The 22511-nt window shown below is 61.4% G+C and carries 23 protein-coding genes; 8 read left to right on the top strand and 15 right to left on the bottom strand.

Annotation, left to right across the window (positions count from 1 at the left end):
• Positions 1-200 precede the first annotated feature (200 nt).
• Positions 201-374, bottom strand: coding sequence for a DUF6026 family protein (locus tag J3P86_RS14925; RefSeq protein ID WP_305500661.1), 174 nt, complete (start codon positions 372-374; stop codon positions 201-203).
• A gap of 273 nt (positions 375-647) precedes the next feature.
• On the opposite strand from J3P86_RS14925, the gene gnd reads away from it, so the two are divergent.
• The 3 genes from gnd to J3P86_RS14910 are packed head-to-tail and all read left to right on the top strand — an operon-like array spanning position 648 to position 3963.
• Complete coding sequence (gene gnd, locus J3P86_RS14920) at positions 648-1628, top strand: phosphogluconate dehydrogenase (NAD(+)-dependent, decarboxylating) (RefSeq protein ID WP_434698306.1); 981 nt, start codon at positions 648-650, stop codon at positions 1626-1628.
• A complete protein-coding gene (gene zwf / locus J3P86_RS14915) occupies positions 1625-3145 on the top strand; it encodes a glucose-6-phosphate dehydrogenase (RefSeq protein WP_434630572.1) in 1521 nt (506 codons plus the stop codon). The genes gnd and zwf overlap by 4 nt, the downstream gene beginning before the upstream one ends.
• A complete protein-coding gene (locus J3P86_RS14910; protein ID WP_434698305.1) occupies positions 3142-3963 on the top strand; it encodes an HAD family hydrolase in 822 nt (273 codons plus the stop codon). The genes zwf and J3P86_RS14910 overlap by 4 nt, the downstream gene beginning before the upstream one ends.
• A gap of 173 nt (positions 3964-4136) precedes the next feature.
• Here J3P86_RS14910 and nhaB read toward each other — a convergent pair whose 3' ends face one another.
• Both nhaB and J3P86_RS14900 read right to left on the bottom strand, forming a co-directional pair.
• Positions 4137-5639, bottom strand: a complete 1503-nt coding sequence (gene nhaB, locus J3P86_RS14905) for a sodium/proton antiporter NhaB (protein WP_434630576.1) — start codon at positions 5637-5639, stop codon at positions 4137-4139.
• 146 nt (positions 5640-5785) lie between these two features.
• Positions 5786-6052, bottom strand: coding sequence for a hypothetical protein (locus tag J3P86_RS14900; RefSeq protein ID WP_030142711.1), 267 nt, complete (start codon positions 6050-6052; stop codon positions 5786-5788).
• Positions 6053-6393: 341 nt separating this feature from the next.
• On the opposite strand from J3P86_RS14900, the gene J3P86_RS14895 reads away from it, so the two are divergent.
• Positions 6394-7719 (top strand): sigma 54-interacting transcriptional regulator, encoded by a 1326-nt coding sequence (locus J3P86_RS14895; protein ID WP_434630579.1) that lies wholly within the window; start codon positions 6394-6396, stop codon positions 7717-7719.
• Positions 7720-7859: 140 nt separating this feature from the next.
• On the opposite strand, the gene J3P86_RS14890 is transcribed toward J3P86_RS14895, so the two are convergent.
• From J3P86_RS14890 to J3P86_RS14850, 9 genes are all read right to left on the bottom strand, one after another.
• The gene (locus J3P86_RS14890) at positions 7860-9143 is read right to left on the bottom strand and encodes a hypothetical protein (RefSeq protein ID WP_434698303.1); all 1284 of its coding nucleotides are present in this window, start codon (positions 9141-9143) and stop codon (positions 7860-7862) included.
• Positions 9144-9190: 47 nt separating this feature from the next.
• The gene (locus J3P86_RS14885) at positions 9191-9937 is read right to left on the bottom strand and encodes a hypothetical protein (RefSeq protein WP_434698302.1); all 747 of its coding nucleotides are present in this window, start codon (positions 9935-9937) and stop codon (positions 9191-9193) included.
• A gap of 57 nt (positions 9938-9994) precedes the next feature.
• Positions 9995-10675 carry a C39 family peptidase gene (locus tag J3P86_RS14880; RefSeq protein ID WP_434600967.1) on the bottom strand — a complete coding sequence of 227 codons (681 nt, stop codon included), beginning with the start codon at positions 10673-10675 and terminating at the stop codon, positions 9995-9997.
• A gap of 136 nt (positions 10676-10811) precedes the next feature.
• Complete coding sequence (locus tag J3P86_RS14875; protein ID WP_434630584.1) at positions 10812-11783, bottom strand: heme utilization protein; 972 nt, start codon at positions 11781-11783, stop codon at positions 10812-10814.
• A 60-nt stretch (positions 11784-11843) separates the two neighbouring features.
• Positions 11844-12422 (bottom strand): adhesin, encoded by a 579-nt coding sequence (locus J3P86_RS14870; protein WP_434697565.1) that lies wholly within the window; start codon positions 12420-12422, stop codon positions 11844-11846.
• Between the two features lies 1 nt (position 12423).
• Complete coding sequence (locus tag J3P86_RS14865) at positions 12424-12873, bottom strand: hypothetical protein (protein ID WP_434698301.1); 450 nt, start codon at positions 12871-12873, stop codon at positions 12424-12426.
• Between the two features lie 309 nt (positions 12874-13182).
• A complete protein-coding gene (locus tag J3P86_RS14860) occupies positions 13183-13707 on the bottom strand; it encodes an AAA family ATPase (protein WP_434698300.1) in 525 nt (174 codons plus the stop codon).
• Entirely contained in the window at positions 13704-14267 is a 564-nt protein-coding gene (pnuC, locus tag J3P86_RS14855) for a nicotinamide riboside transporter PnuC (RefSeq protein WP_434698299.1), read from the bottom strand. Before pnuC ends, J3P86_RS14860 begins: the two co-directional genes overlap by 4 nt.
• 262 nt (positions 14268-14529) lie before the next feature.
• Positions 14530-16164 (bottom strand): methyl-accepting chemotaxis protein, encoded by a 1635-nt coding sequence (locus J3P86_RS14850; protein WP_434630597.1) that lies wholly within the window; start codon positions 16162-16164, stop codon positions 14530-14532.
• A 269-nt stretch (positions 16165-16433) separates the two neighbouring features.
• Between J3P86_RS14850 and J3P86_RS14845 the strand changes: the two genes are divergently transcribed.
• Together J3P86_RS14845 and J3P86_RS14840 are read left to right on the top strand one after the other, a co-directional pair.
• Positions 16434-17264 (top strand): undecaprenyl-diphosphate phosphatase, encoded by an 831-nt coding sequence (locus J3P86_RS14845; RefSeq protein ID WP_434698298.1) that lies wholly within the window; start codon positions 16434-16436, stop codon positions 17262-17264.
• The gene (locus tag J3P86_RS14840) at positions 17261-17683 is read left to right on the top strand and encodes a DUF1294 domain-containing protein (protein ID WP_434630601.1); all 423 of its coding nucleotides are present in this window, start codon (positions 17261-17263) and stop codon (positions 17681-17683) included. Before J3P86_RS14845 ends, J3P86_RS14840 begins: the two co-directional genes overlap by 4 nt.
• Positions 17684-17821: 138 nt before the next feature.
• Here J3P86_RS14840 and J3P86_RS14835 read toward each other — a convergent pair whose 3' ends face one another.
• A complete protein-coding gene (locus tag J3P86_RS14835; protein WP_434573856.1) occupies positions 17822-18172 on the bottom strand; it encodes an MmcQ/YjbR family DNA-binding protein in 351 nt (116 codons plus the stop codon).
• Positions 18169-19077, bottom strand: a complete 909-nt coding sequence (locus J3P86_RS14830; protein WP_434698297.1) for a LysR substrate-binding domain-containing protein — start codon at positions 19075-19077, stop codon at positions 18169-18171. The genes J3P86_RS14835 and J3P86_RS14830 overlap by 4 nt, the downstream gene beginning before the upstream one ends.
• 128 nt (positions 19078-19205) lie before the next feature.
• Here J3P86_RS14830 and J3P86_RS14825 point away from each other — a divergent pair, with 128 nt between their 5' ends.
• Both J3P86_RS14825 and J3P86_RS14820 read left to right on the top strand, forming a co-directional pair.
• Entirely contained in the window at positions 19206-19814 is a 609-nt protein-coding gene (locus tag J3P86_RS14825) for an FMN-dependent NADH-azoreductase (RefSeq protein WP_434698296.1), read from the top strand.
• A 183-nt stretch (positions 19815-19997) separates the two neighbouring features.
• The gene (locus J3P86_RS14820; RefSeq protein WP_434698295.1) at positions 19998-21035 is read left to right on the top strand and encodes an alpha/beta hydrolase family protein; all 1038 of its coding nucleotides are present in this window, start codon (positions 19998-20000) and stop codon (positions 21033-21035) included.
• Here J3P86_RS14820 and J3P86_RS14815 read toward each other — a convergent pair.
• The gene (locus tag J3P86_RS14815) at positions 21029-22222 is read right to left on the bottom strand and encodes an MFS transporter (RefSeq protein ID WP_434698294.1); all 1194 of its coding nucleotides are present in this window, start codon (positions 22220-22222) and stop codon (positions 21029-21031) included. The two genes, J3P86_RS14820 and J3P86_RS14815, sit on opposite strands and share 7 nt — an antisense overlap.
• Between the last annotated feature and the right edge of the window lie 289 nt (positions 22223-22511).

Raw genomic sequence — 22511 nt, 5'->3', positions numbered from 1 at the left:
GATTGCAGGATTATTACGGACCAGGTGTGAAAACTTCGTGAGTTTTTCAGCTACAAAAGGTCGCGCGCACCTGGGGGCGGGGTTGCAGGGGCGATTCTGTGATGGGGAACAAGCTTCCTCACCACAGGTTGTGCGGTGTTTTTGTCAGCGTGACACCGGTTTGCCCGGCGTCACCAAAGTGTCTTGCCCGGAGGACAGGATCAGCGAGCCAAAGCCTGGCCCTGGTGTGAGAGCTGTGCGTGTTGCAACTGCATGCGCAACTGCGTCACTTCATCAAGCAGCAGATCACGCTCTTCCTTCAGCAGGCGTAATTCGTCGCGACGAATGGTCACATAAAGGGTTTGTGGAGGACGTGCGGTAACGACAGGGCCCATTGCTCACCTCGCAAATGGCTACATCAACTAGAGAGATGTCGTCAGTTTCTTGGCGACAATTCTTTATCGGCACCAATTCTGAATACTTTTGCCCGTTGATGGAACTTTTTTATTTTTCATGGTCCGCGTGTCTTCGGCCGGTTTTTGAACGTTATCCTTTGTGATCGGGCGATTTACCCGGAAACTATGCGGCAATGCTCTGGACTAACCTCCACAAGTCACCTTGAGCTAAACCTTTGACACACCTTTATTTGTAGTAGGGAGCATCAGCACATGCAACTCGGGATCATTGGACTGGGCCGCATGGGCGGCAATATTGCGCGGCGCCTGATGCTCAATGGGCACACCACCGTCGTCTATGACCGCAATGCCGCTTTTGTCGAAAACCTGAGCCAGGAAGGCGCGACGGGCGTCGCGGACCTGCCGGCGCTGGTCGCCGGCCTGGAGAAGCCTCGGGCTGTCTGGGTCATGCTGCCGGCCGGCGCACCCACCGAAGACACCATCAACGTGCTCAGCGACCTGCTCGAGCCGGGGGACGTCATCATTGATGGCGGCAACACGTACTACAAGGACGACATCCGGCGCGCCCAGGCGCTGTCGGAAAAAGGCTTGAACTACATCGACGTCGGTACCTCCGGCGGCGTCTGGGGGCTTGAGCGCGGCTATTGCATGATGATCGGCGGTGACGCTGAAGTCGTGCGGCGCCTGGACCCGTTGTTCGAAAGCCTCGCGCCGGGCATCGGCGATATCCCGCGTACCCGTGACCGCAAGTCTGACGACGACCGCGCCGAGCGTGGCTACATCCATGCGGGCCCGGCCGGTTCCGGTCATTTCGTCAAGATGATCCACAACGGCATCGAATACGGAATGATGCAGGCCTTCGCCGAGGGCTTCGACATCCTCAAGACCAAATCCAGCGAAAGCCTGCCACCGGAGCAGCGTTTCGACCTCAACCTGGCCGATATCGCCGAGGTCTGGCGGCGTGGCAGCGTGGTTTCGTCCTGGCTGCTGGACCTGACCGCTGATGCATTGGCCAGCGATCCGAAGCTCGATGGCTTCTCCGGCGAGGTCGCCGACAGCGGGGAAGGCCGTTGGACCATCGAAGCGGCCATCGAGCAAGCGGTGCCGGTACCGGTGCTGTCCAGTTCGCTGTTCGCCCGTTTCCGTTCCCGCCAGCAAGCCACCTATGGCGACAAGATGCTCTCGGCCATGCGCTTCGGCTTTGGCGGCCATGTGGAGACGCCGAAAAAATGACCTCGATCGGCAGGAAATCCAAGGCTGAACCGGCACCACCGAGCACGTTGTTCCTGTTCGGTGCTCATGGAGACCTGGTCAAGCGTTTGCTCATGCCGGCGCTCTACCACCTGAGTCGTGACGGGTTGTTGGGGGATGGCCTGCAGATCATTGGTGTCGACCACAACGCTATCAGCGATGTGGATTTTGCAAAAAAACTCGAGGATTTCATCCGTAACGAAGCGGCGAGCAAGGGAGGCGACCCCGACCAGGCGCTCGATCCGGTGCTTTGGGCCAGCCTGGCCCGGGGCATCAGTTACGTCCAGGGTGATTTTCTCGATGACAGTACCTACGAAGCGCTGGCGGCGAAGATCGCCGCCAGCGGCACCGGCAATGCGGTCTTCTACCTGGCGACCGCGCCACGCTTTTTCAGTGAAGTGGTCCGCCGCCTTGGCGCGGCGGGGCTGCTTCAAGAGCAGGATGACGCCTTCCGGCGCGTGGTGATCGAGAAGCCGTTCGGCTCCGACCTGCAAACCGCCGAGGCGCTCAACGCCTGCCTGCTCAAGGTAATGAGTGAAAAGCAGATCTACCGGATCGACCACTACCTGGGCAAGGAAACGGTGCAGAACATTCTCGTCAGCCGTTTCTCCAACAGCCTGTTCGAGGCGTTCTGGAACAATCACTACATCGACCACGTGCAGATTACCGCCGCCGAGACCGTCGGCGTGGAAACCCGTGGCAGCTTTTATGAACATACCGGTGCCCTGCGGGACATGGTGCCCAATCACCTGTTCCAGTTGCTGGCGATGGTTGCGATGGAGCCGCCGGCCGCGTTCGGCGCCGACGCGGTGCGAGGCGAAAAGGCCAAGGTGGTGGGCGCAATCCGGCCCTGGTCGGTCGAGCAGGCGCGGGCCAACTCGGTGCGCGGCCAGTACACGGCGGGTGAGATCAACGGCAACCCTGTCAGCGGTTACCGCGAGGAAACCAACGTCGCGCCCGACAGCAGCACCGAAACCTACGTTGCGCTCAAGGTCATGATCGATAACTGGCGGTGGGTAGGCGTGCCGTTCTATCTGCGCACCGGCAAGCGCATGAGCGTGCGCGACACGGAAATCGTCATTTGCTTCAAGCCGGCACCGTATGCGCAGTTTCGTGACACCGAGGTCGACGAACTGCAACCTACGTACCTGAGAATCCAGATTCAGCCCAACGAAGGCATGTGGTTCGACCTGCTGGCCAAGCGGCCCGGGCCGGCACTCGACATGGCGAATATCGAGTTGGGCTTTGCCTACAAGGACTTCTTTGAAATGCAGCCATCAACGGGTTACGAGACCCTGATCTATGATTGCCTGACGGGCGACCAGACGCTGTTCCAGCGCGCCGACAACATTGAAAACGGCTGGCGCGCGGTGCAACCCTTCCTCGATGCCTGGCGCGAGGATGCAAGCGTTCAGCCTTACCAGGCTGGCGAGGATGGCCCAGCGGCGGCACAAGATCTGTTGACTCGCGATGATCGCGTCTGGCATGGCCTCGGATGACTGATCAGTTGAAACGTCCTATCCGCTTCCTGCTCAGTGACATGGACGGCACTTTGTTGCTTCCTGACCACAGCCTCAACCAGCGCACCATCGAAGCCGTCCGCTCCTTGCGTGAGGCCGGCGTGCTGTTCAGTCTCGCTACCGGGCGTCCGCCCCGGGCGATGTTGCAGCAGATCGAAGCCCTTGGTGTCGACCTGCCCACGGCGGCGTTCAACGGCGGTACGCTGGTGCACCCCGATGGCAGTTTTCTCGCGGTTCATTACTTGCCGCCTGAAGCGGCGTTGAGCACCCTGGCCCTGTACGCCGACCAACCGGGTATCGAGGTCTGGGTGTTCGCCGATGGCGAGTGGCTGGTGCGCGATGCCCATGGGCCAATGGTGCCGGTTGAAACCCGTGGCCTGGGTTATCCGCCCTTGGAGGTAGAAAGCTTCGAGCCTTACCTTGAACGCATCGACAAGATCGTTGCGACCAGCGCCAATACCGATCTGCTGGTCGAACTGGAGGCTCGCTTGCATCCGCTGCTCAAGGGCCAGGCCCAGGTGTCGCGTTCGCAACCGATCTACCTGGACGTGACGGCGATGAAGGCGAACAAAGGGGAGGCGCTGTCAACGCTGGCGGACTACCTCGGCGTGCCGCTGGAGCAGACCGCCGCCATGGGGGACGGTGGCAACGACCCGGCGATGTTCCATCGCGCGGGGCTGTCGATTGCCATGGGGCAGGCGGAAGAGGCGATCAAGCGTCAGGCTGACGTGATCACCGCCGCCAATACCGAGGACGGCGCGGCGCTGGCGATCGAGCGATACATCCTGCCGCGCTAGACAGCCAAATAGTGTTGTGGCGAGGGGATTTATCCCCACTGGCTGCGTAGCAGCCCCTAAACCAGCGAACTCAATCTTTTTGATACACCGAGTTGACTGGTTTGGGGCTGCTGCGCAGCCCAACGGGGATAAATCCCCTCGCCACAGAGAGTCACGCCCCTTCAGTCATGGCGTTACAGCCAGTAAGTCACCGCATACCAGCCAAGGCCGCCCATCACCACCGTATACGGCACGGCCATCCAGACCATCCGACCGTAGGACAAGCGGATCAGCGGAGCGATCGCCGACGTCAGCAGAAACAGGAACGCTGCCTGGCCGTTGGGCGTGGCGACGCTGGGCAGGTTGGTGCCGGTGTTGATGGCGACCGCCAGGGTCTCGAACTGCTCGCGGCTCATGTGGCCGGCAACAAAGGCCTGTTTCACTTCGGTGATATAGATGGTGGCGACGAAGACGTTGTCGCTGATGGCTGACAACAGGCCATTGGCGATGAACAGCATGCCGGGCTGCTGATCGGCCGGCAGGGCCAGGACCCATTGGATCAGCGGTGTAAACAGCTGCTGGTCATGAATGACCGCGACCACCGCAAAGAACACCACCAGCAGCGCAGTGAACGGCATGGCGTCCTTGAATGCGCTGCCGAGTCGGTGCTCGTCAGTGATTCCGGTAAAGGCGGTGATCAGGACGATCACTGCCAGGCCGATCAGGCCGACCTCGGCAATGTGCAGGGCCAGGGCGACGATCAGGAGCAGCGCCGCGAGACCCTGGACGATGAGTGCCGCGCGTTGGCGTGCGGTGCGATCGAGATTGTCCTGTTCGGCGTAATCGGCCAGAACCGCTCGCACATTCTCCGGCAGCAGCGTGCCATAGCCGAACCAGCGCAGCTTCTCCAGCGCCACGCAGGTCACCAGTCCGGCTACCAGAACCGGCAGCGACACCGGCGCGACCTTGAGGAAGAATTCCGCGAAATGCCAACCCATCTCATGGCCGATCAGCAGGTTCTGCGGTTCGCCCACCAAAGTACAGACACCACCCAACGCGGTGCCCACGGCGCCATGCATCAGCAGGCTGCGCAGGAACGCGCGGAACTGGTCCAGGTCTTCATGGTGCAGGGAAGGCAGGTCATGGTCTTCATCAACGCTGCTGTCCTGGCGCGGGTCATTGCCGGACGCAACGCGGTGATACACCGAATAGAACCCGACGGCGGCACTGATGATCACCGCGGTGACCGTCAGTGCATCGAGAAACGCTGACAGGAATGCCGAAAGAAAGCAGAACATCAAGGAAAGCAGCGCCTTGGAGCGCACGCCCAACAGCAGGCGCGAGAACAGAAACAGCAGCAGGTCCTTCATGAAATAGATGCCCGCCACCATGAACATCAGCAGCAGGATGACCGGGAAGTTGTGAAGCAGTTCGTCATACAGGGCCTTGGGCGTGGTCATGCCCATGGCCAGGGCTTCGATCATCAACAGTCCGCCCGGCATCAGCGGGTAGCATTTCAGCGCCATGGCGAGGGTGAAGATGAACTCCACAACCAACAGCCAGCCGGTAACGACCGGGCCGAGTGTGAACAGCACCACGGCGTTGAGAATCAGGAAGGTGATGATGCACGCCTTGTACCAGCGCGGAGAATGCCCCAGAAAGTTGTGCGCGAACGCTTGAGCCATTGGGCCGGACATTGGCTGCTCCTTTTAATTAGAAGCGCGCAAATTGCCGTAACAAAAGAGGAATATCAAGCGTGGGGCCGGATAAATCCGGCCTCGATGCCGATTAAGGCATTCGATCCGATGCCAGGCCCGGCAAACAACACCGGCTGGTCATGGATTTATTCAGGCATCGACCACGATTGCAGCTTGTAACCTTCCTGGCTCAACTCGGCACGGGCCTGCTTCAACAGGTCGGCAAGTTGCGCTGGGTCCGTATAGGCACTGCTGGGGATCTGGGTCCGGCCGATGTGGGTGTTGGTGCGGTCGATGACGGTCAGGCTGAGTTCGCCGTTACCGTCTTGTGGGGCCCAGGCCACGCATTGGAAAGGACGGAATGCGCGGTCGGCAATCAAAAGAGCTTCGTTGATACGGAGCGGGGCGTTCATGGCGTTATCTCTCAATAGTGCCCAATCAAATGATCTGCCGTCGGTTGGGCGTACCGTGCGGCTGGTTACTTGTACTGATGTCCCGAACCCGGGAGCAGGTCACACAATCGATGAATAAATTTCGATTTTCTTTCAGACCAGGCTTTCGGACTTTTGTTTGAAAGGGGGATGAAAGATTCGCCGCGAGGTGAACTAACGAAACGCCCGCTTATAACCGGTTCTCTGATGTCCTGATAACTAATCGATACAAGCAAGTGTCAAGTTCTTGCTACTGTTACATGCAGGTTCGCCAAACGCCTGTTTCTAATCATATTTCCTTATTTTGGCGCCAAGGATCAGTCGTGATTGAAACCAGTGCGTTGCGTCGTCTGCTCGTGGTCGATCCTTGCGATGATTGCTATCGCCTGTTACCGGGCCTGCGCGACATCGGTTGGGACGTCGACAGCTGCTCCCTGGAACACGCCAGCGACCGGACGTGTGACGTCGGCTTGTTGCGCCTGCAGCCCTTTCACCTGGAGCGTCCCGAGGCCGTCAAGGAATTGATTCGCCGCAGCGGCGCCGAGTGGATCGCCGTGCTCAGTCAGGAAGTGTTGCGCCTGCAAAACGTCGGCGATTTTGTCTGCGAATGGTTTTTTGACTTCCATACCTTGCCGTTCGATGTCTCCCGCGTCCAGGTGACATTGGGCCGGGCGTTCGGCATGGCGCGGTTGAGGGGGCGGGGCGCGGTTCACATCAATCAGCCTGAACATGAGCTGCTGGGCGACAGCAAGCCGATTCGCGAACTGCGCAAATTATTGGGCAAGCTGGCCCCCGCCGAGTCGCCGGTATTGATTCGTGGTGAAAGCGGCACGGGCAAGGAGCTGGTCGCGCGCACCCTGCATTGCCAATCGCACCGGCGTAACAAGCCGTTCATTGCCATAAATTGTGGCGCGATCCCCGAGCACCTGATCCAGTCCGAGCTGTTCGGCCACGAGAAGGGCGCTTTCACCGGCGCTCATCAACGCAAGATCGGACGGATCGAAGCCGCTCATGGCGGCACGTTGTTTCTCGATGAGATCGGCGATCTGCCGTTGGAGCTGCAGGCCAACCTGCTGCGTTTTTTGCAGGAAAAGCACATCGAGCGTGTAGGCGGCAGCCAACCGATTGCCGTCGATGTGAGGGTGCTGGCGGCGACGCATGTCGATCTGGAGGCGGCCATCGAGCATCGGCGTTTTCGTGAGGACCTGTATTACCGCCTCAACGTCTTGCAGGTGGTCATGGCACCGCTGCGCGAACGCCATGGCGACCTGTCGATGCTGGCCAGCCACTTTGCCCATTTCTACAGCCACGAAACCGGTCGCCGGCCGCGCAGTTTCAGCGAGGACGCGCTGGTGGCGATGGGCATGCACGACTGGCCCGGCAATGTGCGGGAGCTGGCCAACCGCGTCCGTCGCGGCCTGGTGCTGGCCGAAGGACGGCAGATCGAGGCTCGCGACCTTGGCCTTGTCGGCCAGCAGGGCGTCGCCGCACCGATGGGTACTCTGGAAGACTACAAGACCCGCGCCGAGCGCCAGGCGTTGAGCGATGTGCTCAACCGCCACAGCGATAACCTCAGCGTGGCGGCCCGCGTGCTGGGCGTGTCGCGGCCGACGTTCTATCGGTTGTTGCACAAGCATCAGATTCGTTAGAGCAGCCCAACGACCAGTCAAAAAGTGGGAGCGAGCCTGCTCGCGAAGGCGGCGGATCAGCCACAATCATGTCGACTGACACACCGTCTTCGCGAGCAGGCTCGCTCCCACCGCGGAATGCCGTGGGGCGTCATCCGGCCTTAGAAGTAATACGGCAATTTCAGGCTGAAGGTGAAATCCGGCGCATCGTCGGTCAGCCCGATGGACAGGTTGGGCACGATGGTCAGGTTGTCGCTGGCGGCCACCGTCATGCCGATGTTGAAGTAACCGGCGTTGGCGTCGCTGGAGACCACCGATTCCCAGTCCCCGCCGTCCTGCTTGAGCTTGCTTTTCTTCTGGATCAGGTCCGAGACCGAGAACGACATGCTCATCTTCTCGTTCAGGGCAAAGGCGATGCCCGCGCCGATCTGGAAGCTGTCGCCGATGCGCACCTTGCCTGGCACTTCCTGGTTGACGGTGGAACTGATGTCGTCGAACGACTCTTCGAAGTTGTGGGTGTAGGACAGGCTGCCGAACAGTACTGCCGGGTCGAAGGTCTTGACCAGGGATATCCCGGGCGTGATCGACCACACGCCGTTACCGGTGGGCAGGTCTTCCGGCACGAACAGGTTGGTGTTGGCCTGGGACCGGCGCAGCTTGATGCCGAACGGATCCTTGCCGGTGGGTGCCTTGACGCGCAGAGTCACCACCGCGTCCGGGCTGTTGACCGATTCATCCATGAACTTGTACGCAATGCCGAAATTGACGTCGCCGATGGTGGGGTCGCGGGTCACCGTTTCTTCGCTGGTGACGCCGGCCGCGCCCTGGTTGGCGCCACCGGACTGGTAGGTGGACTCGCGGTAGATCACCGGCACGTTGAGGTCGAACTGCCAGCGATTGTCGAAGTTGTAGCGACCGGTAAGGTCCAGGGTCCAGGTGTCCGCCTTGATCCGGTCCAGGTTGATGTTGCCAAGGAAAATCGAATCCAGGGCCAGGAAGCCGTTGAGAATCAGTTGCCGGGTGTCGTAGCGCGAGTAGGTCACGCCGGTTTCGAAGCTGAATTTGCCGCCGCCGAAAAAGCCGCTGGCTTCGTCATACAGGTTGGAGACGCTCTGGGCCGGTTGCGAGTCGTCGGCCAAAGATTGCCCGTAACCACTGCCACCCGCCGTTGCCGCGCCGCTGCCGGCCACGCCTTGGTTGCCTTTCATGTCGGCGGGAGATTTGGCCAGGCGCTTGGGCGGCGGGGCGGCGGGTTGATCCTCGACCTGGCGGACTCGTTGTTCGAGTACCGCCAGGGCTTTTTGCTGGACCTCGTAGCGTTGCTTGAGCTCGAGAAGTTCTTGCTTCAGGGCCTCGATGTCCGCGTCGGGTGCCGCTTGCAGCACGGTCGCCGGAAACATCGTGCTTAAACACATCACAGCGCGCAACGATACGGATCGATACATGAAATATGCCGTCCCTAGTTAGCCCAATGATCGGAGATCAGCGTAGTTCAATATCCAAGGTTTCGAAGGCCGCGCAGCTGCGTCAGGTTGCAGTCCAATGCCCCGGCGCTGGGGCCGTTGCTGTTCAGCACCACGTTGAGCTGGGTCATGTTGTTGACCAGGTTGCCGTTGCCCAGCAGGCGGGTGTTTTGCAGCAAGCCGCCCTGGGCCACCTGTTGCAGGGTGCTGCCCTGGTTGTGGTTGGCCTGGATTGCCATCTGCATGCCGCTGCCGGTGGCGGTGACCGCCACGCTGCCGGCGGCGTTGCTGCCGCTGATGGTCTGGCCCTTGTCGAGCAATTGGCCTTGGGCGGGCGCCAGGGCAGGTGCCTGGCTGCTTTCTTTCACGTTGATGCTGACATTGTTGTACGCGCTGTTGCCATCGCCCGCGGCGCGCACGCTCTGGGTTACGCCCTGGCCCGAGCCGAGACCGGCGCCGCCGGTGATCGTGCCGCCACCCTGTTCCGGGGCGCTGCCGTTGCCGGTCTGCTTGATCGTGGAGACGTAGAACTGCGGTTTGACCGTTGCAGCCTGAATCTGCATGGAACTGGAAGCGCCGATCAGGTCGCCACTGGCGTTGCGCCAGGTGCTGCTCATGACGATGCCAAAACTGATGACTCGTCCGGGCATGACGTAGCGACCGCGCAGCTCGGCGAGCTCCTGGTCCTGGACTTCGATCGGTTTGAAACCGGCGTGGGCAAGACCCGACGTCGTTGCGGCCAGGCAGGCCAGCGTGAGCCAGTATGAGCGTTTCATCTGTTGCTCCCGGAGCGTCCTGCTCCTTTTGTATTTTTATTGGCAGTTGTTCGGCGATTAGAAAAAGTCGCTCTGGATGAAGCCGAAATCCATCAGTTCCGCGTCCTTGACCGGATTAAAACCGTCCAGCTTGTTGCGCGCTGTCAGAGGTTGCGGAGGGCTGCGCAAGGCGTTGGTCTTGTCATAGCCGGGGCCGACGATGGCGAAGACAATGCCGTTCCAGCCTTTTACGAATTCGTCATGGGCGTAGCGTTTGTGACCAAGCACCGGGTCGGCGATATACACCCATCGCTTGTCCGCCCGCTGCAGCACCACGAAGTGCTTGTAGCCGCGAATTTCCATCAGGACCACGACCGGGATCGTCACCGCGGCGAGTTTTTCCGGTGGTATCCGATAGCCGCGGGCGCGCATGCCGATGGTTTCCACGTAGCGCTTCATGTCCAGCATGGAGAAACCCTGGGTGCGGACCAGATCCTGGTCGGCATTGACCAGCATGCCCTTGATGACATGCTCTTCGTCGACGTCCAGCCAATAGGCCTGGCGCAACACAGTGGCCAGCGCCGCGGCGCCACAACTGAAATCGGTCTTCTGCTCGACGATGTCGCTGAACTTGCGCTCGCGTACGCTTTGCACGGGTTTGTAGACCAGCATGCCGCCAGGCAGGGCGGCGACCGGCATCTGCGCGGCTTCGGTCAAGCCGGCAAGCAAAACCAACAGGCAAAGGGCAGTCGCACGCATGATCAATACGCCTAGTGATACCCGGGAAAAGCCCCTGTGGGAGCGAGCCTGCTCGCGATAGCAGTGTGTCAGGCAACACAAAGGTCACTGATCCAATGCCTTCGCGAGCAGGGCTCGCTCCCACAGTGGTACTTTTTTACATGCAAGCCTTGCAGCCGGCAGCAATCGACAGCGAGTTGCTTTGCTGGTTGCCTACGCCCGCCGACACGTTGGCGCCGCCGTTACCGGAGAAGCCGTTCATGGAGTTGGTCATGGTGGCGTTGTTGTAGACCGGATTTTTCCAGCCGTCGCGAGTCAGCACCTGTTGGGTATTGCTGCCGGCCAGTTCGAAAGTGCCCACGGCGGAGAACTTGAACTTGTCGTCATCGTGACCACCACCGTAGCCGCCCTTGTTGCCCCAGCCGCCGTCATCCTCGACGGTACCGGTGCCTTTGGCCTTGAAGGTGCCGGAAGCCTCGGAGGTGCTGGTGAGGGTGTCGGTCTTGTAGGTCCGCACGCCTTTGTTGTCGACGACAAGGCCGGTGGACGACTGGTCGGCCGCGGCGGAAGCCTGGGCGACGCGGCCGCCCGATACGGCGATGGCCAGGTTGTTTTTCTGCTGGTTGAAGTTGCCGGCGGTCACGTTGATGCCGATGTTGCCGGAGCCGTTGTTGCCCGCGCTGGTGAGCGAGGCGTTGTTCTGCGTCGAGTTGTTCTTCACATAGTTGTTGTTATTGACTTGTGTGGCGCTGGACGCTGCGACAGCCGCGCCGAAGATGAAGCTCTCGTCGGCGGTGGCCAGGGCGGCGGCATTGTCTTGCTGGTTGCCGTCGCCGGCGGCGATGTTGGCGCCCATGTTGCCGTTGCTGCCGTTGAGCGAATCAGTGGCTTCAGCGGTGTTGCGGGTGGCCTGGTTGGTCACCACGTTGCCATCGCTGTTCTGCTCGTCCAGCACCGTGGCCCCTGCGCCGGCGCTGATGGACAGCAACTGATCCAGCGTTGGCCCTTGAGGGCCGTGGTTGCCATGACCGTTGCCGTGCCCGTTACCGTTTCCGCCGGCCTGCGCAGCCATTGCCATGACAGCGGCGAGAGCGAAAACCAATGGTTTGAGCGCCATTGTAGGTTTCATGGTGTTTCTCCTTGCGTGTCGTTGGTTAAGTGTCGGTACGTTCTTATCCACTGCGCCGGGTCAGTCTGCGACCCGGATGCTCAGGGTGTTGGCCATGCGGTTCCCCACCCCGGCACTCTGGTTCACCTGGATCACCCCTCGGCTGCCGGTGAAGGCCTGGTCGCTGGTGGCGACCTGGCGACTGCCGGTTGGGGTGTCAGTTGCTCCCGAGTTCGGTACCAGCGCCACGTTCTGTTGGGAAAGGGCACTGTCGTCCATGCTCTGCGGGTGGGCACTGATGCCCACTCGCATGACATTGGCCATCTGGTTGTTGGCCCCGGCGGACTGGTTGACGCCCAGCACGCCGTTGCCGTTGGTGAAAGAGTTGCCGCCGATACGCGCGCTCGCGTTCATCGACGGCTTGGCCGGCGTATCGAGGCGCTGGTGCACGACGGTGCTTGCGTGGGCATCGGTGCCGATGGCGATGGCGCGGGTGTTGGTCTGCTGGGTCTGGTCGCCGGCCGCCTGGTTGACGTTGAAATTACCGGTGTAACGACCGCCGGAATTTTCCAGGTCGGCCTGGTTGACCACCGCCACGCCCGGGGCGGCGAGCACGGTGGAGCTGCCGAGCAGGGCAACCATGAGCCAGGTTGGATTCATCTCACTGGCCTCCCGCCAACCGACCCAGAGGGGCCAGGCCGGAACTCAGCGAGCGGTTGATGGTGCCCGAGATGGCGCCACCGCTGCCGCCACCGTGGCCGGCACTCATGCCCGGCATGCCGTTGGGGTTGGTCACGACATTGACGCCCTGCACGCCGGTGTTCGCAGTGGTGGTGTTGCGGATTGTCGAGCCGCTGGCGACACCGGCAAATTCGCCGTCGCTGAGCTCGGTACTGGCGGTCGCCTGGTTGATCCGGACGGACGGATTGGCATTGACGGTGGTCGGGTAGGGGTCTTTGCCGCCATTGCGACCGAAATGAACCGGTTGCACGTCACGGTCGAGTACGATGACACCGTTACCCTCGGCCTGGGCCGGCAGGCTGAGCGTCGTCGCACCGACGGCGCAGCCGATCAACAACAGACAGGTCAGATTTCTGTTGGAAGTCCCCATGACATCGATTCCTTCTTCGCTGGACGCTGGCCCTAGTCAGCGCTGCGAAGGGAAGAGCAGGTGTTGTGCCGTGTTTGGAAAAGACTTCGGATTCAATAGCTTGTGAGAAGGGCGCAGATCCGTTGGCGGGACCTGTTTCATCGCTGAGACGGGCTCGCGGCCCGCAACGGCCCGCCGCTGCCGCTGGGCTCTGGATCCAGGCGTTCGGGGGGCGGTGTATCAGTGACTTTACAGTCAGGGTCGCAACGGATCGGAGTGGCTTTGAATCCGGGCTCGGCGCATCAATGATGTTTCAACGATGAAACAACCTCAGGCCTGAAGGAGCCGCGCAATGGCCGCGAACACTTGCTCGCGCCGTTGCTCCCAGTCGCCTTCAATCAACAGGAACGGTTGTTGGTGGCGAACCAGCCAGTCCCTGATGGTCTCGAAAAACCTCACCCGTTCTGCCAGCTCCGGCTGGCAGCGCAAACCGTCGCCGACCCATTCGACCTGCTCGGGGCTGAGCAGCAGATGCAAATCGTAATGGCGCGCCAGCAAGACGGGTTCGAGCCAATCCGGGCAATCACCGAACAGGGTCTGGCTCCAGAGGATATTGCTCAACAGATGGGTATCGAGGATCAGCAGCGCCGGCTGCCGGGCACGAGCCGCGTCTTCCCAGGCGAGTTGCCCGGTGGCGATATCGGTGATGTCGGCCAGGCAGGTATCACGCTGGGTTTGCTCCATGAAGTGGCGCACGTATTCGTCCACCCGCAAACCACCGAAATGCGCCTGCAGTTGCCCGGCCAGCCAGCTTTTGCCGCTGGATTCCGGGCCGGTCAGTACCACTACTTTCATGTGCGCAGGGCCGGGTCGGCGCGCCATTCCCGCCAGCCTTGCACCGCCAGCAGAGTGAACAGCGCATAAAGCGCGGCGGTCAGGTACAGACCCTTGTAGATGAACAGGCCGACGAAAATCACATCCAGGACGATCCACAGCGGCCAACACTGCACACGCTTTTGCGCCATCCACCACTGAGCCACCAGGCTGAAACCGGTCAGCGCCGCGTCGAGCCAGGGTTGGGCGGCGTCGGTCCAATGCGCCATGGCCGCCCCGAGCATCAGACTGCCCGTCGCACCGAGGGCGAGGCTGAGCAGCACTGACGGCGTACCCAGATACGTCACCTGCCGACCATGGTGATTGTGTCCGGCGCGGGTCCACTGCCACCAGCCATACAGTTGCAGGACGGCGTAGACCATCTGCAAGAGCATGTCGGAGTACAACTTCACGTCGAAGAAGAACCAGCTGTACAGCAGCACCATGACCAGGCCGATCGGCCAGCACCAGGGATTCTGCTTGACGGTCAACCAGACAGCGATCACGCCGAGGGCTGCGGCAAACAGTTCAAGCCCGGACATGGCGGTTCCTTGGGGAAGACGAAGAGGGCGGGGATTGTAAACGTTATGGCGGGCGGAGCTCCAATCCTGGTGCTGGCTGTGCTATCGCCTTCGCGAGCAGGCTCGCTCCCACATTGGCTTTGTGTTGCCCTCAGATCTTGTGCCCACCGCAAATCCCCTGTGGGAGCGAGCCTGCTCGCGAAGGCGGTGGGTCAGCTTGCATCAGTGCTGAATGTGCTACCGCATTCGCGAGCAGGCTCGCTCCCACAAGGGGATCATCAACTCAGACCCGAAATTGCTTGAGCAGGCCGTTCAGTTGTTCGCTCAGGCCTTTGAGGCGGGCGCTTGCCACGCTGGACTGTTCCGCGGCCATGGCGGTGCTGTGGGACAGGCCGGCGGCCTGGGTGACGTTCTGGTTGATGTCTTCCACCACATGCGCCTGTTGCAGGGTGGCGCTGGCGATGGAGGCGTTCAGGCTGTTGAGATTGCGCAGGGCCTGGCCGATGGCATTGAGGCTGGCGCCGGCCAGTCCGGCCTGCTCGATGGTCAGCTGCGAAGCACGGCTGCTGTCGCTGATGACTTTCACAGCGGCTTCGGAATGATTTTGCAGGCGTTCGATCATCGCCTGGATTTCAGCGGTGGACTTCTGCGTGCGCTGGGCCAGCAGGCGCACCTCGTCGGCCACAACGGCAAAACCGCGACCTTGCTCGCCGGCGCGGGCGGCTTCAATGGCGGCGTTGAGCGCCAGCAGGTTGGTCTGCTCGGCAATCGAACGGATCACTTCCAGCACACTGCCGATCTGGGTGCTTTCACTGGCCAGGGTGCGGATCACTTCCACGGCCTGGTCGATGGTCTGGGAGAGCCGGTCGATCTGTTGCAGGCTGCCGTCGATGTTCACCTGGCCCTGCTGGGCCTGGGATTCGGCGTCGCGCATTTCGCTGGCGGCGTGTTCGGCATTCTTCGCTACATCCTGCACGCCATAAGTCACTTCGTTGATGGCGGTCGCCACCAGCTCCATCTGTTGCGATTGTTGCTGGCTGCGCTGCTGGGCCTGGGCGGCGTCGTTGCCCAGGTCGCTGGACGATTGCCCCAACTCGCTGGCTGAGACCTGCAACTGACCCACCACCTGGCGCAGCTTGGCGGTGAAGGCATTGAAGTGCCTGGCCAATTGCGTGACTTCGTCCTGGCCATGGGTATCGAGGGTGCGGGTCAGGTCACTCTCGCCGCTGGCGATGTTGGCCATGGCATTGACTGTCTCCTGCAAGGGCCGGACGATGCTGCGTACGATCAGGGTCAACAGCAGGCCCATGAACAAGGTGATCGCCAAGCCGATCAAGGAAGCCTTGATCAACTGGGACTGGAATTCCGCCTGTACATCATCCACGTACACGCCCGAACCGATGATCCAGCCCCAAGGCTCGAACAGCTTCACATAGGACGTTTTCCCCACCGGTGCCTCGGCGCCCGGCTTGGGCCAAAGGTAATCGACCATGCCGGCGCCCTTGGCCTTGGCGATGGCGACCATTTCGTTGAACAGGGCAAAACCGTTCGGATCGCGGATGGCCGAAAGGTTCTGCCCTTCAAGTTTCGGGTTGGTCGGGTGCATGACCATGACCGGCGCCAGGTCATTGATCCAGAAGTAGTCATTGTGGTCATAACGCAGGCCGCGCACCGCGCTGAGCGCCTGCTTCTGCGCCGCCTCGCGCGTCAGGGTACCGGCGGTCTCCAGGCCATGGTAATAGCTCAGTACGCCGCTGGCGGTCTGCACTACATGTTGGGTTTTCTGCACCTTGGCCTGATACAGATCGATGTGGATCTGCTTTAGCATGAACGCGCCCAGCGTGAACAACATCACGATGGCCACGACCAGGATGAGCCACAGGCGTCGGCTGATCGATACACTGCGCAAGCTATTCATACGCTGTCACTCCGGTTTTTATTCTTGTCATTAACGACGGCGGCACTTTAACGCTCGACGTCTACGCGCGATTGACCTGGGTCATAACGCGGCAGCGTTATCAGGGCTTGTCTGATAGGATTTCGGCCCCGCAGCGCAAAACCTGAGTCGCTTCTGATTTTTCATTGGTTTTTTTTGCAAGGTCGCGGTTATCGTGCAGCCGCTGCGTGCACCTGCGTAACATTTGAATAGCGACAAGGCCTGAAACGACAGGCTTTTCTGGGGGATGAATGGATTTGTGGACGGCCTTTTCGGCATTGATTCTCGGCGTGGTAGAAGGGCTGACGGAGTTCCTGCCGATTTCCAGTACGGGGCACCAGATCGTCGTCGCCGACTTGCTCGAATTCGGTGGGGAGCGCTCGATGGCGTTCAACATCATCATCCAGCTCGGTGCGATCCTGGCGGTGGTCTGGGAGTTTCGGCGCAAGATCTTCCACGTGGTGCTGGGCCTGCCGACCCAGCCCGGCGCTCGCCGCTTTACCGCCAACCTGCTGATCGCGTTTTTCCCTGCGGTGATACTGGGCGTACTGCTGGCCGACTGGATCCACCATTACCTGTTCAACCCGATCACGGTCGCCACCGCGCTGGTATTGGGAGGTCTGGTGATGCTCTGGGCCGAGAGGCGCCAGCACACGGTGCACGCCGAAACCGTGGATGACATGACCTGGAAGGATGCGCTGAAAGTCGGCCTGGCCCAGTGCATCGCGATGATTCCCGGCACCTCTCGCTCCGGTGCGACCATCATTGGCGGCCTGCTGTTCGGCCTGTCGCGCAAGACCGCCACCGAATTCTCGTTCTTCCTGGCCATGCCAACCATGGTCGGCGCGGCGGTCTACTCGGGTTATAAATACCGCGAGCTGTTTGTCCCGGCGGATTTCCCGGTGTTTGCCATCGGTTTCATCACCGCGTTCATCTTCGCCATGATCGCGGTCAAGGGCCTGCTGCGCTTCATCGCCAGCCACAGTTATGCGGTGTTCGCCTGGTACCGGATTGCGTTCGGCCTGTTGATCCTGGCGACCTGGCAATTCGGCTGGGTCGACTGGACGGCTGCCCGGCCTTGAACGAATCGGCCAGGCGAGTCGCACGTAACACCGGCGGGGCCGTGCAGAACCTGCGCCTCAAGTTGACGGTATTTGCGATTCTGTGCGCGTTGCCGCTTTTTGGCTCGCTGCTGCTCGGATTGCGGGGCGAGTCGTGGGTGCCCATGACGGCGTACGGAGTCGTCAGTGCCGTGGCGTTCCTGCTTTACTGGAGCGACAAGCGCAAGGCACGCGCCGATGCCTGGCGCACGCCGGAGAACGTTCTGCACGCGGTCGAACTCGCCGGTGGCTGGCCGGGTGCATTGCTGGCCCAGCAGGTGTTTCGCCACAAGACCCGCAAAGTGTCGTTTCAAGTGGTGTTCTGGTTCATCGTGGTGTTGCACCAGGGATTCTGGATCGACCAGTTGTTCCTGGGCGGCCATCTGTTGGCGTTGTTCTGATCGGTATGCGTTCCCTGTGGGAGCGAGCTTGCTCGCGATGACGCCGGTACATCCAACATCTTCACTGGCTGTGGCACCGCTATCGCGAGCAAGCTCGCTCCCACATTGGTATGCAGCGGCTGCAACCCGGCTGAGCCGCTACAGCAACAACCCAACCTGCGTGCGCTTGGGCAACTTGCTGACCACCAACTGATGGGAACGTCGCAACAGACTGCGCAGCTCCTCATCGCCCAGCGGGTAGGGGACTTGCATGATGATCCATTGGGCCCTGGCCAGGTACGGCGCCGGATGAATGCCGGGGCGGTCGCAATGGCCGAGAAACAGGTCCTTGTCGACCTTGAACGCCAACGAATCCCCCCGCAGGTTCTGCAGGGCGAACATCTTGTTGCCGGCGATCGAAAATACCCGCACGCCGCCCCATTTATAGTCTTCCCGGGCGCCCGGCAAGCCCAGGCAGAATTGCGCGACGTCCTCTTCGCTCAAGCTCATATCGTCCTGTCTCCACATTGTGCAAAAGCTTCCACCAGATGATCGATCCACGCGCGCACCGCCGGCAGCATGCCGCGCCGGTGAGGATAGACCGCCTGGAGCCAGCCATCCGGTGATGACCATCCAGGCAACAGCTCCACCAGTCGACCGTCGCGCAGTTCTTCTTCGCAATACATGCTCGGCAACAGGGTAAAGCCCAGCCCCGTGAGGGTGCAGGCGCGCCGCACGATAAAGTCGTCGATGCCCAGGCGCGCCTCCAGGGCCAGCTCGACGCTTTGCCCTGCGGTACTGAGCAAGCGCACATGCACCAGACGGTCCGCCTCCAGCGCTCCCAGCACCGGCAATTGCCTGAGGTCGTCCGGAGTTTCGATCCGCCGCCCTTCAATGAGCACCGGGCTGGCAACCAGGGTCAGGCGGGCCTGGCGCAAGCGCCGGGTCATCAGCAGCGGGTCTTCGTCGCCCAGGTCACGGACGCGCAACGCCACGTCGATGCCCTCGCTGATCAGATCCACGCGCCGGTTGAGCAGGATCATTTCCAACTGCACCTGGGGGTATTTCGCCAGGAAGCTTTCGATGATCAGCGGCAGGAACTGGTGCGCCAGGCCCACCGGGCTCGACACCCGCAAACGCCCACGGGGCTCGCTGGACATGCTCGCCACCGCTTCGTCGGCCATCTCCGCTTCCAGCAACATGGCCTGGCAATGACGCAGGTAACGTTCACCCACGGCGGTCAGCTTCAACTGGCGGGTGGTGCGTTGCAGCAGACGGGCGTCAAGGCGCTCTTCGAGCTCGGCGATTCGCCGTGACAAGCGTGACTTGGGGATGCCCAGCAAGCGCCCGGCGGCCGCGAAGCCACCGGCTTCAACCACCTTGGCAAAGTAATACAGGTCATTAAGGTCTTGCATGGCGAATCGATTGTCCTGTCAGTGGAACGAACCATCACATTCTTGCAGACTTATCTCGGATTGGCTTCATCGATAGGATTGTTCTCAATTGATCGCCTGGTTGCGATCCTCACTTGGAGAGCATTCACATGAAACTGTTGCACATCGATTCGAGCATCCTCGGCGACAACTCCGCTTCGCGCCAACTGAGCCGTGAACTGGTGCAAGCCTGGAAAGCCGCCGAGCCAGCTATCAACGTCACCTATCGTGACCTGGCCGCTGACGCCATCAGCCACTTTTCCGCGCAGACCCTGGTCGCTGTCGGCACCAGCGCCGAATTGCGCGATGCCGCTCAACAGCACGAAGCTGACCTCAGCGCGTCGACCCTGGCCGAGTTCCTCGCCGCCGACGCGGTGGTGATCGCAGCACCGATGTACAACTTCAGCATCCCGACCCAACTCAAGGCCTGGATCGACCGTATCGCCGTGGCCGGCCAGACCTTCCGCTACACCGAAGCCGGCCCGGAAGGCCTGTGTGGCGACAAGAAGCTGGTCATCGTTTCCACCTCGGGCGGCCTGCACGCCGGTCAACCGAGCAGCGTGGGGCATGAACAATACCTGAGGTTGATGTTCGGTTTTCTCGGCATCACCGACATCGAATTTGTTCGCGCAGAAGGCCTGGCTTACGGTGACGACATGCGCACCAAGGCCATCAGCGAGGCCAAGCTGCAGATCAGCCAGCAGTTCGCCGCTGCGTAAGGTTTGCGTAGAGGCATCAAGCTCTGCGGGCAACCTTCGGAAAACCCTGTATTCTCGTCGTCATCGGATGGCTGGGGTGCAGGGTTTTCCTGCATTTGGCGCTGGGGAACATGGCGCAGGTCGTGCATGGCCGGAGCGGCGAGCGACGTGGCTCCTGGTGGGTGGGTGAAGGTGGACTATTCGATGATGCGTCTTGGTGCGCTGCTGCTGCTTTGCTGGGTGAGCGGTCTCGGTTCGGTGCAGGCCGCGCCGGCGCCACATCCGCATTGGAGCGCGGGCTTTCATGAGCTGGATTTTCCTGATCCGCTGGACCACCAGCCGATGCATGCCATCGCGTTTTACCCCTCCACCGCGAAGGAGCAATCCAGTCTGTTGGGCGGCTACCAGATCGATGCGGCGGCGGATGCACAGATCGCCATCGGGCGGTTTCCGCTGCTGATGCTGTCCCATGGCAATACCGGCACGCCGCTGGCCCTGCATGATCTGGCCACGTCGCTGGCCCGCAAGGGCTTCGTCGTGGTGGCGGTGATTCATCCCGGCGATAACGCCCAGGATCACAGCCGGCTCGGTACGCTGAGTAACTTGTACGGGCGGCCGATCCAGATCTCCGAAGCCATCACCGCGACGCTGAACGACCCGATGCTGGCGCCCTTCGTCAACGCCGGGCAGGTCGGCGTGATCGGCTATTCGGCCGGTGGCGAAACCGCGCTGATCCTGTCTGGCGCCACGCCGGACCTCAATCGCCTGCGCCGTTATTGCCAGGAGCGACCGGATGACCGTGACGCCTGCAATACCCAGGGAGAACTGATTGCCGACCGCGATGACCTGTATCCGGTGGCCGATCCCAGGGTCCGCGCGCTGTTGCTGATGGCGCCGTTGAGTTTGAAGTTCGGTCGGCACACGTTGGCCGATGTCCATGTGCCGGTGCTGCTCTATAGCGGCGACGGCGACAAACTGGTGGCTTTCGACAAGAACGCCGCGGCCCTGGCGCGCAAGCTGCCTACCGCGCCGGATTTCAAGACGTTGGCCGGGGCCGGGCACTTTGTTTTCATGGCGCCCTGTACGGACGAGCAGATCGCGGCGATGCCAGCGCTGTGCACCGATGCCGACGGCGTTGATCGCAAGGACATTCACCGCACGATGATCACCGAAGCCAGTCGCTTCTTCAGCCAGGCACTGGGAAAGCCGACCCGTGCGGGCCTGCGGACTGCCGATCAGTGATGCGGGCTTTCGGCTCGCCGACGCAACACGAGCGTCAGGCCCAGGCCGATGATCGACAGCAAGGCGGCGAAGAAAAATATCGACGAGTAGCCCAGGTTCAATGCCACCGCGCCCATCAGCGGTCCGGCAATCGCCAGTGCCAGGTCAAAGAACACCGCATAGGCACTCAAGCCGGCGCCGCGGCTGCTGTTGGGCACCTGCTTGATGGCCTCCACGCCCAGCGCCGGGTACACCAGCGACAACCCGAAGCCCGCCAGCCCCGCGCCGACCAAGGCGAATGCGGTGGTAGGCGCCAGCCACAGCAGCACCAGGCCCAGGGTCTCGATGCTCATGCAGACAATGGCCGAGTTGAAGCCACCGAAACGGGCAATGCTGGAGATGAACAGCAACCGTGACAGGATGAAGCAGATGCCGAAAACGGTCAGGCACCAGGCGGCGCCGGTCCAGCCTCGGCTGAGGTAGAACAGGGTGATGAAGGTGGTCAGCGTGCCATAGCCGATCGAGGCCAGGCACAGGCTTGTCCCGAACGGTGCAATGCGTCCGAACACGGCCCAGAAGGGCAGGCGCTCGCCGCGAACGACCGGCACCGAGGGTTTGTTGCGAATCAGCAGCAATGCGCCGCCGGCCAATAACGACAAGGCGATGCCCAGGCTGGCGAAGCCCAGGCCGCCGACCATGACCACGCCCAGCGGTGCGCCGATGGCGATGGCGCCATAGGAAGCGATGCCGTTCCAGGAGATCGAACGGGCAGTGTGCTCCACGCCGACCTGTCCCATGCACCAGCTGATGGTACCGACGCCGATCAGGCCTTGGGCGACCCCGAGCAGCAAACGCCCGGCAATCAGGATCAACAGGCTGGGCAACGGAAAGCTTTGCAGCAGCGTCGACAACAGCGTCAGCACGCCACTGAGCAGGATGCCCACCAGGCCGTAGACGATCGCCCGCTTGGTGCCGACATTGTCCGACAGTCGCCCGGCCATGGGCCGGCTGAGCAAGGTCGCCAGATACTGCGAGCCAATGGTCAGCCCGGCCACCACTGCGCTGAAGCCCAGTTGCTCATGGACATACCCAGGCAACACGGCAATCGGCAGGCCGATGCAGAGGAAAGCGATGAAGGTATAAAAAACGATGGAGACGATCTGCAAGGTGATCGACAGGGAACTGGATGCGGGCTGGGGCGTTGGCATGGCGGCTCGTTCGCGGGCAGCGGTAAGAGTGCTTCATCATGGCGCGTGCGGGGGAGAAAAGGAAGCAGGCTAACGGTTCGCCATCAGTGATAGCCTCATAGTCAGCTGAAGTCACCCACTTCTATATGGGAACAGGGCCATTGTGGGAGCGAGCTTGCTCGCGATGGCGGTGGGTCAGGCACTTAGATGCTGACAGGCTGGGCCTCATCGCGAGCAAGCTCGCTCCCACAGGTTTTATGTCGCGGTCATGAAAAAGCCCCATCACATGGACAGGGCTTTTACTTTCAGC

This window comes from Pseudomonas sp. D1-1 (assembly GCF_051132225.1).
GTDB lineage: Bacteria > Pseudomonadota > Gammaproteobacteria > Pseudomonadales > Pseudomonadaceae > Aquipseudomonas.
Note: the sequence above shows the minus strand (reverse complement) of the source record. Positions and strands in the feature narration are given on the sequence as shown.

Bases quoted from the DNA above. Each gene is read 5' to 3' on its own strand.
- J3P86_RS14875 (WP_434630584.1), bottom strand. From the start codon at position 11,783: ATGAAACCTACAATGGCGCTCAAACCATTGGTTTTCGCTCTCGCCGCT.
- nhaB (WP_434630576.1), bottom strand. From the start codon at position 5,639: ATGTCCGGCCCAATGGCTCAAGCGTTCGCGCACAACTTTCTGGGGCAT.
- J3P86_RS14870 (WP_434697565.1), bottom strand. From the start codon at position 12,422: ATGAATCCAACCTGGCTCATGGTTGCCCTGCTCGGCAGCTCCACCGTG.
- J3P86_RS14885 (WP_434698302.1), bottom strand. From the start codon at position 9,937: ATGAAACGCTCATACTGGCTCACGCTGGCCTGCCTGGCCGCAACGACG.
- J3P86_RS14830 (WP_434698297.1), bottom strand. From the start codon at position 19,077: ATGCAAGACCTTAATGACCTGTATTACTTTGCCAAGGTGGTTGAAGCC.
- J3P86_RS14880 (WP_434600967.1), bottom strand. From the start codon at position 10,675: ATGCGTGCGACTGCCCTTTGCCTGTTGGTTTTGCTTGCCGGCTTGACC.
- J3P86_RS14815 (WP_434698294.1), bottom strand. From the start codon at position 22,222: ATGCCAACGCCCCAGCCCGCATCCAGTTCCCTGTCGATCACCTTGCAG.
- J3P86_RS14835 (WP_434573856.1), bottom strand. From the start codon at position 18,172: ATGAGCTTGAGCGAAGAGGACGTCGCGCAATTCTGCCTGGGCTTGCCG.
- J3P86_RS14925 (WP_305500661.1), bottom strand. From the start codon at position 374: ATGGGCCCTGTCGTTACCGCACGTCCTCCACAAACCCTTTATGTGACC.
- J3P86_RS14825 (WP_434698296.1), top strand. From the start codon at position 19,206: ATGAAACTGTTGCACATCGATTCGAGCATCCTCGGCGACAACTCCGCT.
- J3P86_RS14820 (WP_434698295.1), top strand. From the start codon at position 19,998: ATGATGCGTCTTGGTGCGCTGCTGCTGCTTTGCTGGGTGAGCGGTCTC.
- J3P86_RS14845 (WP_434698298.1), top strand. From the start codon at position 16,434: ATGGATTTGTGGACGGCCTTTTCGGCATTGATTCTCGGCGTGGTAGAA.
- J3P86_RS14850 (WP_434630597.1), bottom strand. From the start codon at position 16,164: ATGAATAGCTTGCGCAGTGTATCGATCAGCCGACGCCTGTGGCTCATC.
- J3P86_RS14865 (WP_434698301.1), bottom strand. From the start codon at position 12,873: ATGGGGACTTCCAACAGAAATCTGACCTGTCTGTTGTTGATCGGCTGC.
- gnd (WP_434698306.1), top strand. From the start codon at position 648: ATGCAACTCGGGATCATTGGACTGGGCCGCATGGGCGGCAATATTGCG.
- J3P86_RS14910 (WP_434698305.1), top strand. From the start codon at position 3,142: ATGACTGATCAGTTGAAACGTCCTATCCGCTTCCTGCTCAGTGACATG.
- zwf (WP_434630572.1), top strand. From the start codon at position 1,625: ATGACCTCGATCGGCAGGAAATCCAAGGCTGAACCGGCACCACCGAGC.
- J3P86_RS14900 (WP_030142711.1), bottom strand. From the start codon at position 6,052: ATGAACGCCCCGCTCCGTATCAACGAAGCTCTTTTGATTGCCGACCGC.
- J3P86_RS14860 (WP_434698300.1), bottom strand. From the start codon at position 13,707: ATGAAAGTAGTGGTACTGACCGGCCCGGAATCCAGCGGCAAAAGCTGG.
- pnuC (WP_434698299.1), bottom strand. From the start codon at position 14,267: ATGTCCGGGCTTGAACTGTTTGCCGCAGCCCTCGGCGTGATCGCTGTC.
- J3P86_RS14890 (WP_434698303.1), bottom strand. From the start codon at position 9,143: ATGTATCGATCCGTATCGTTGCGCGCTGTGATGTGTTTAAGCACGATG.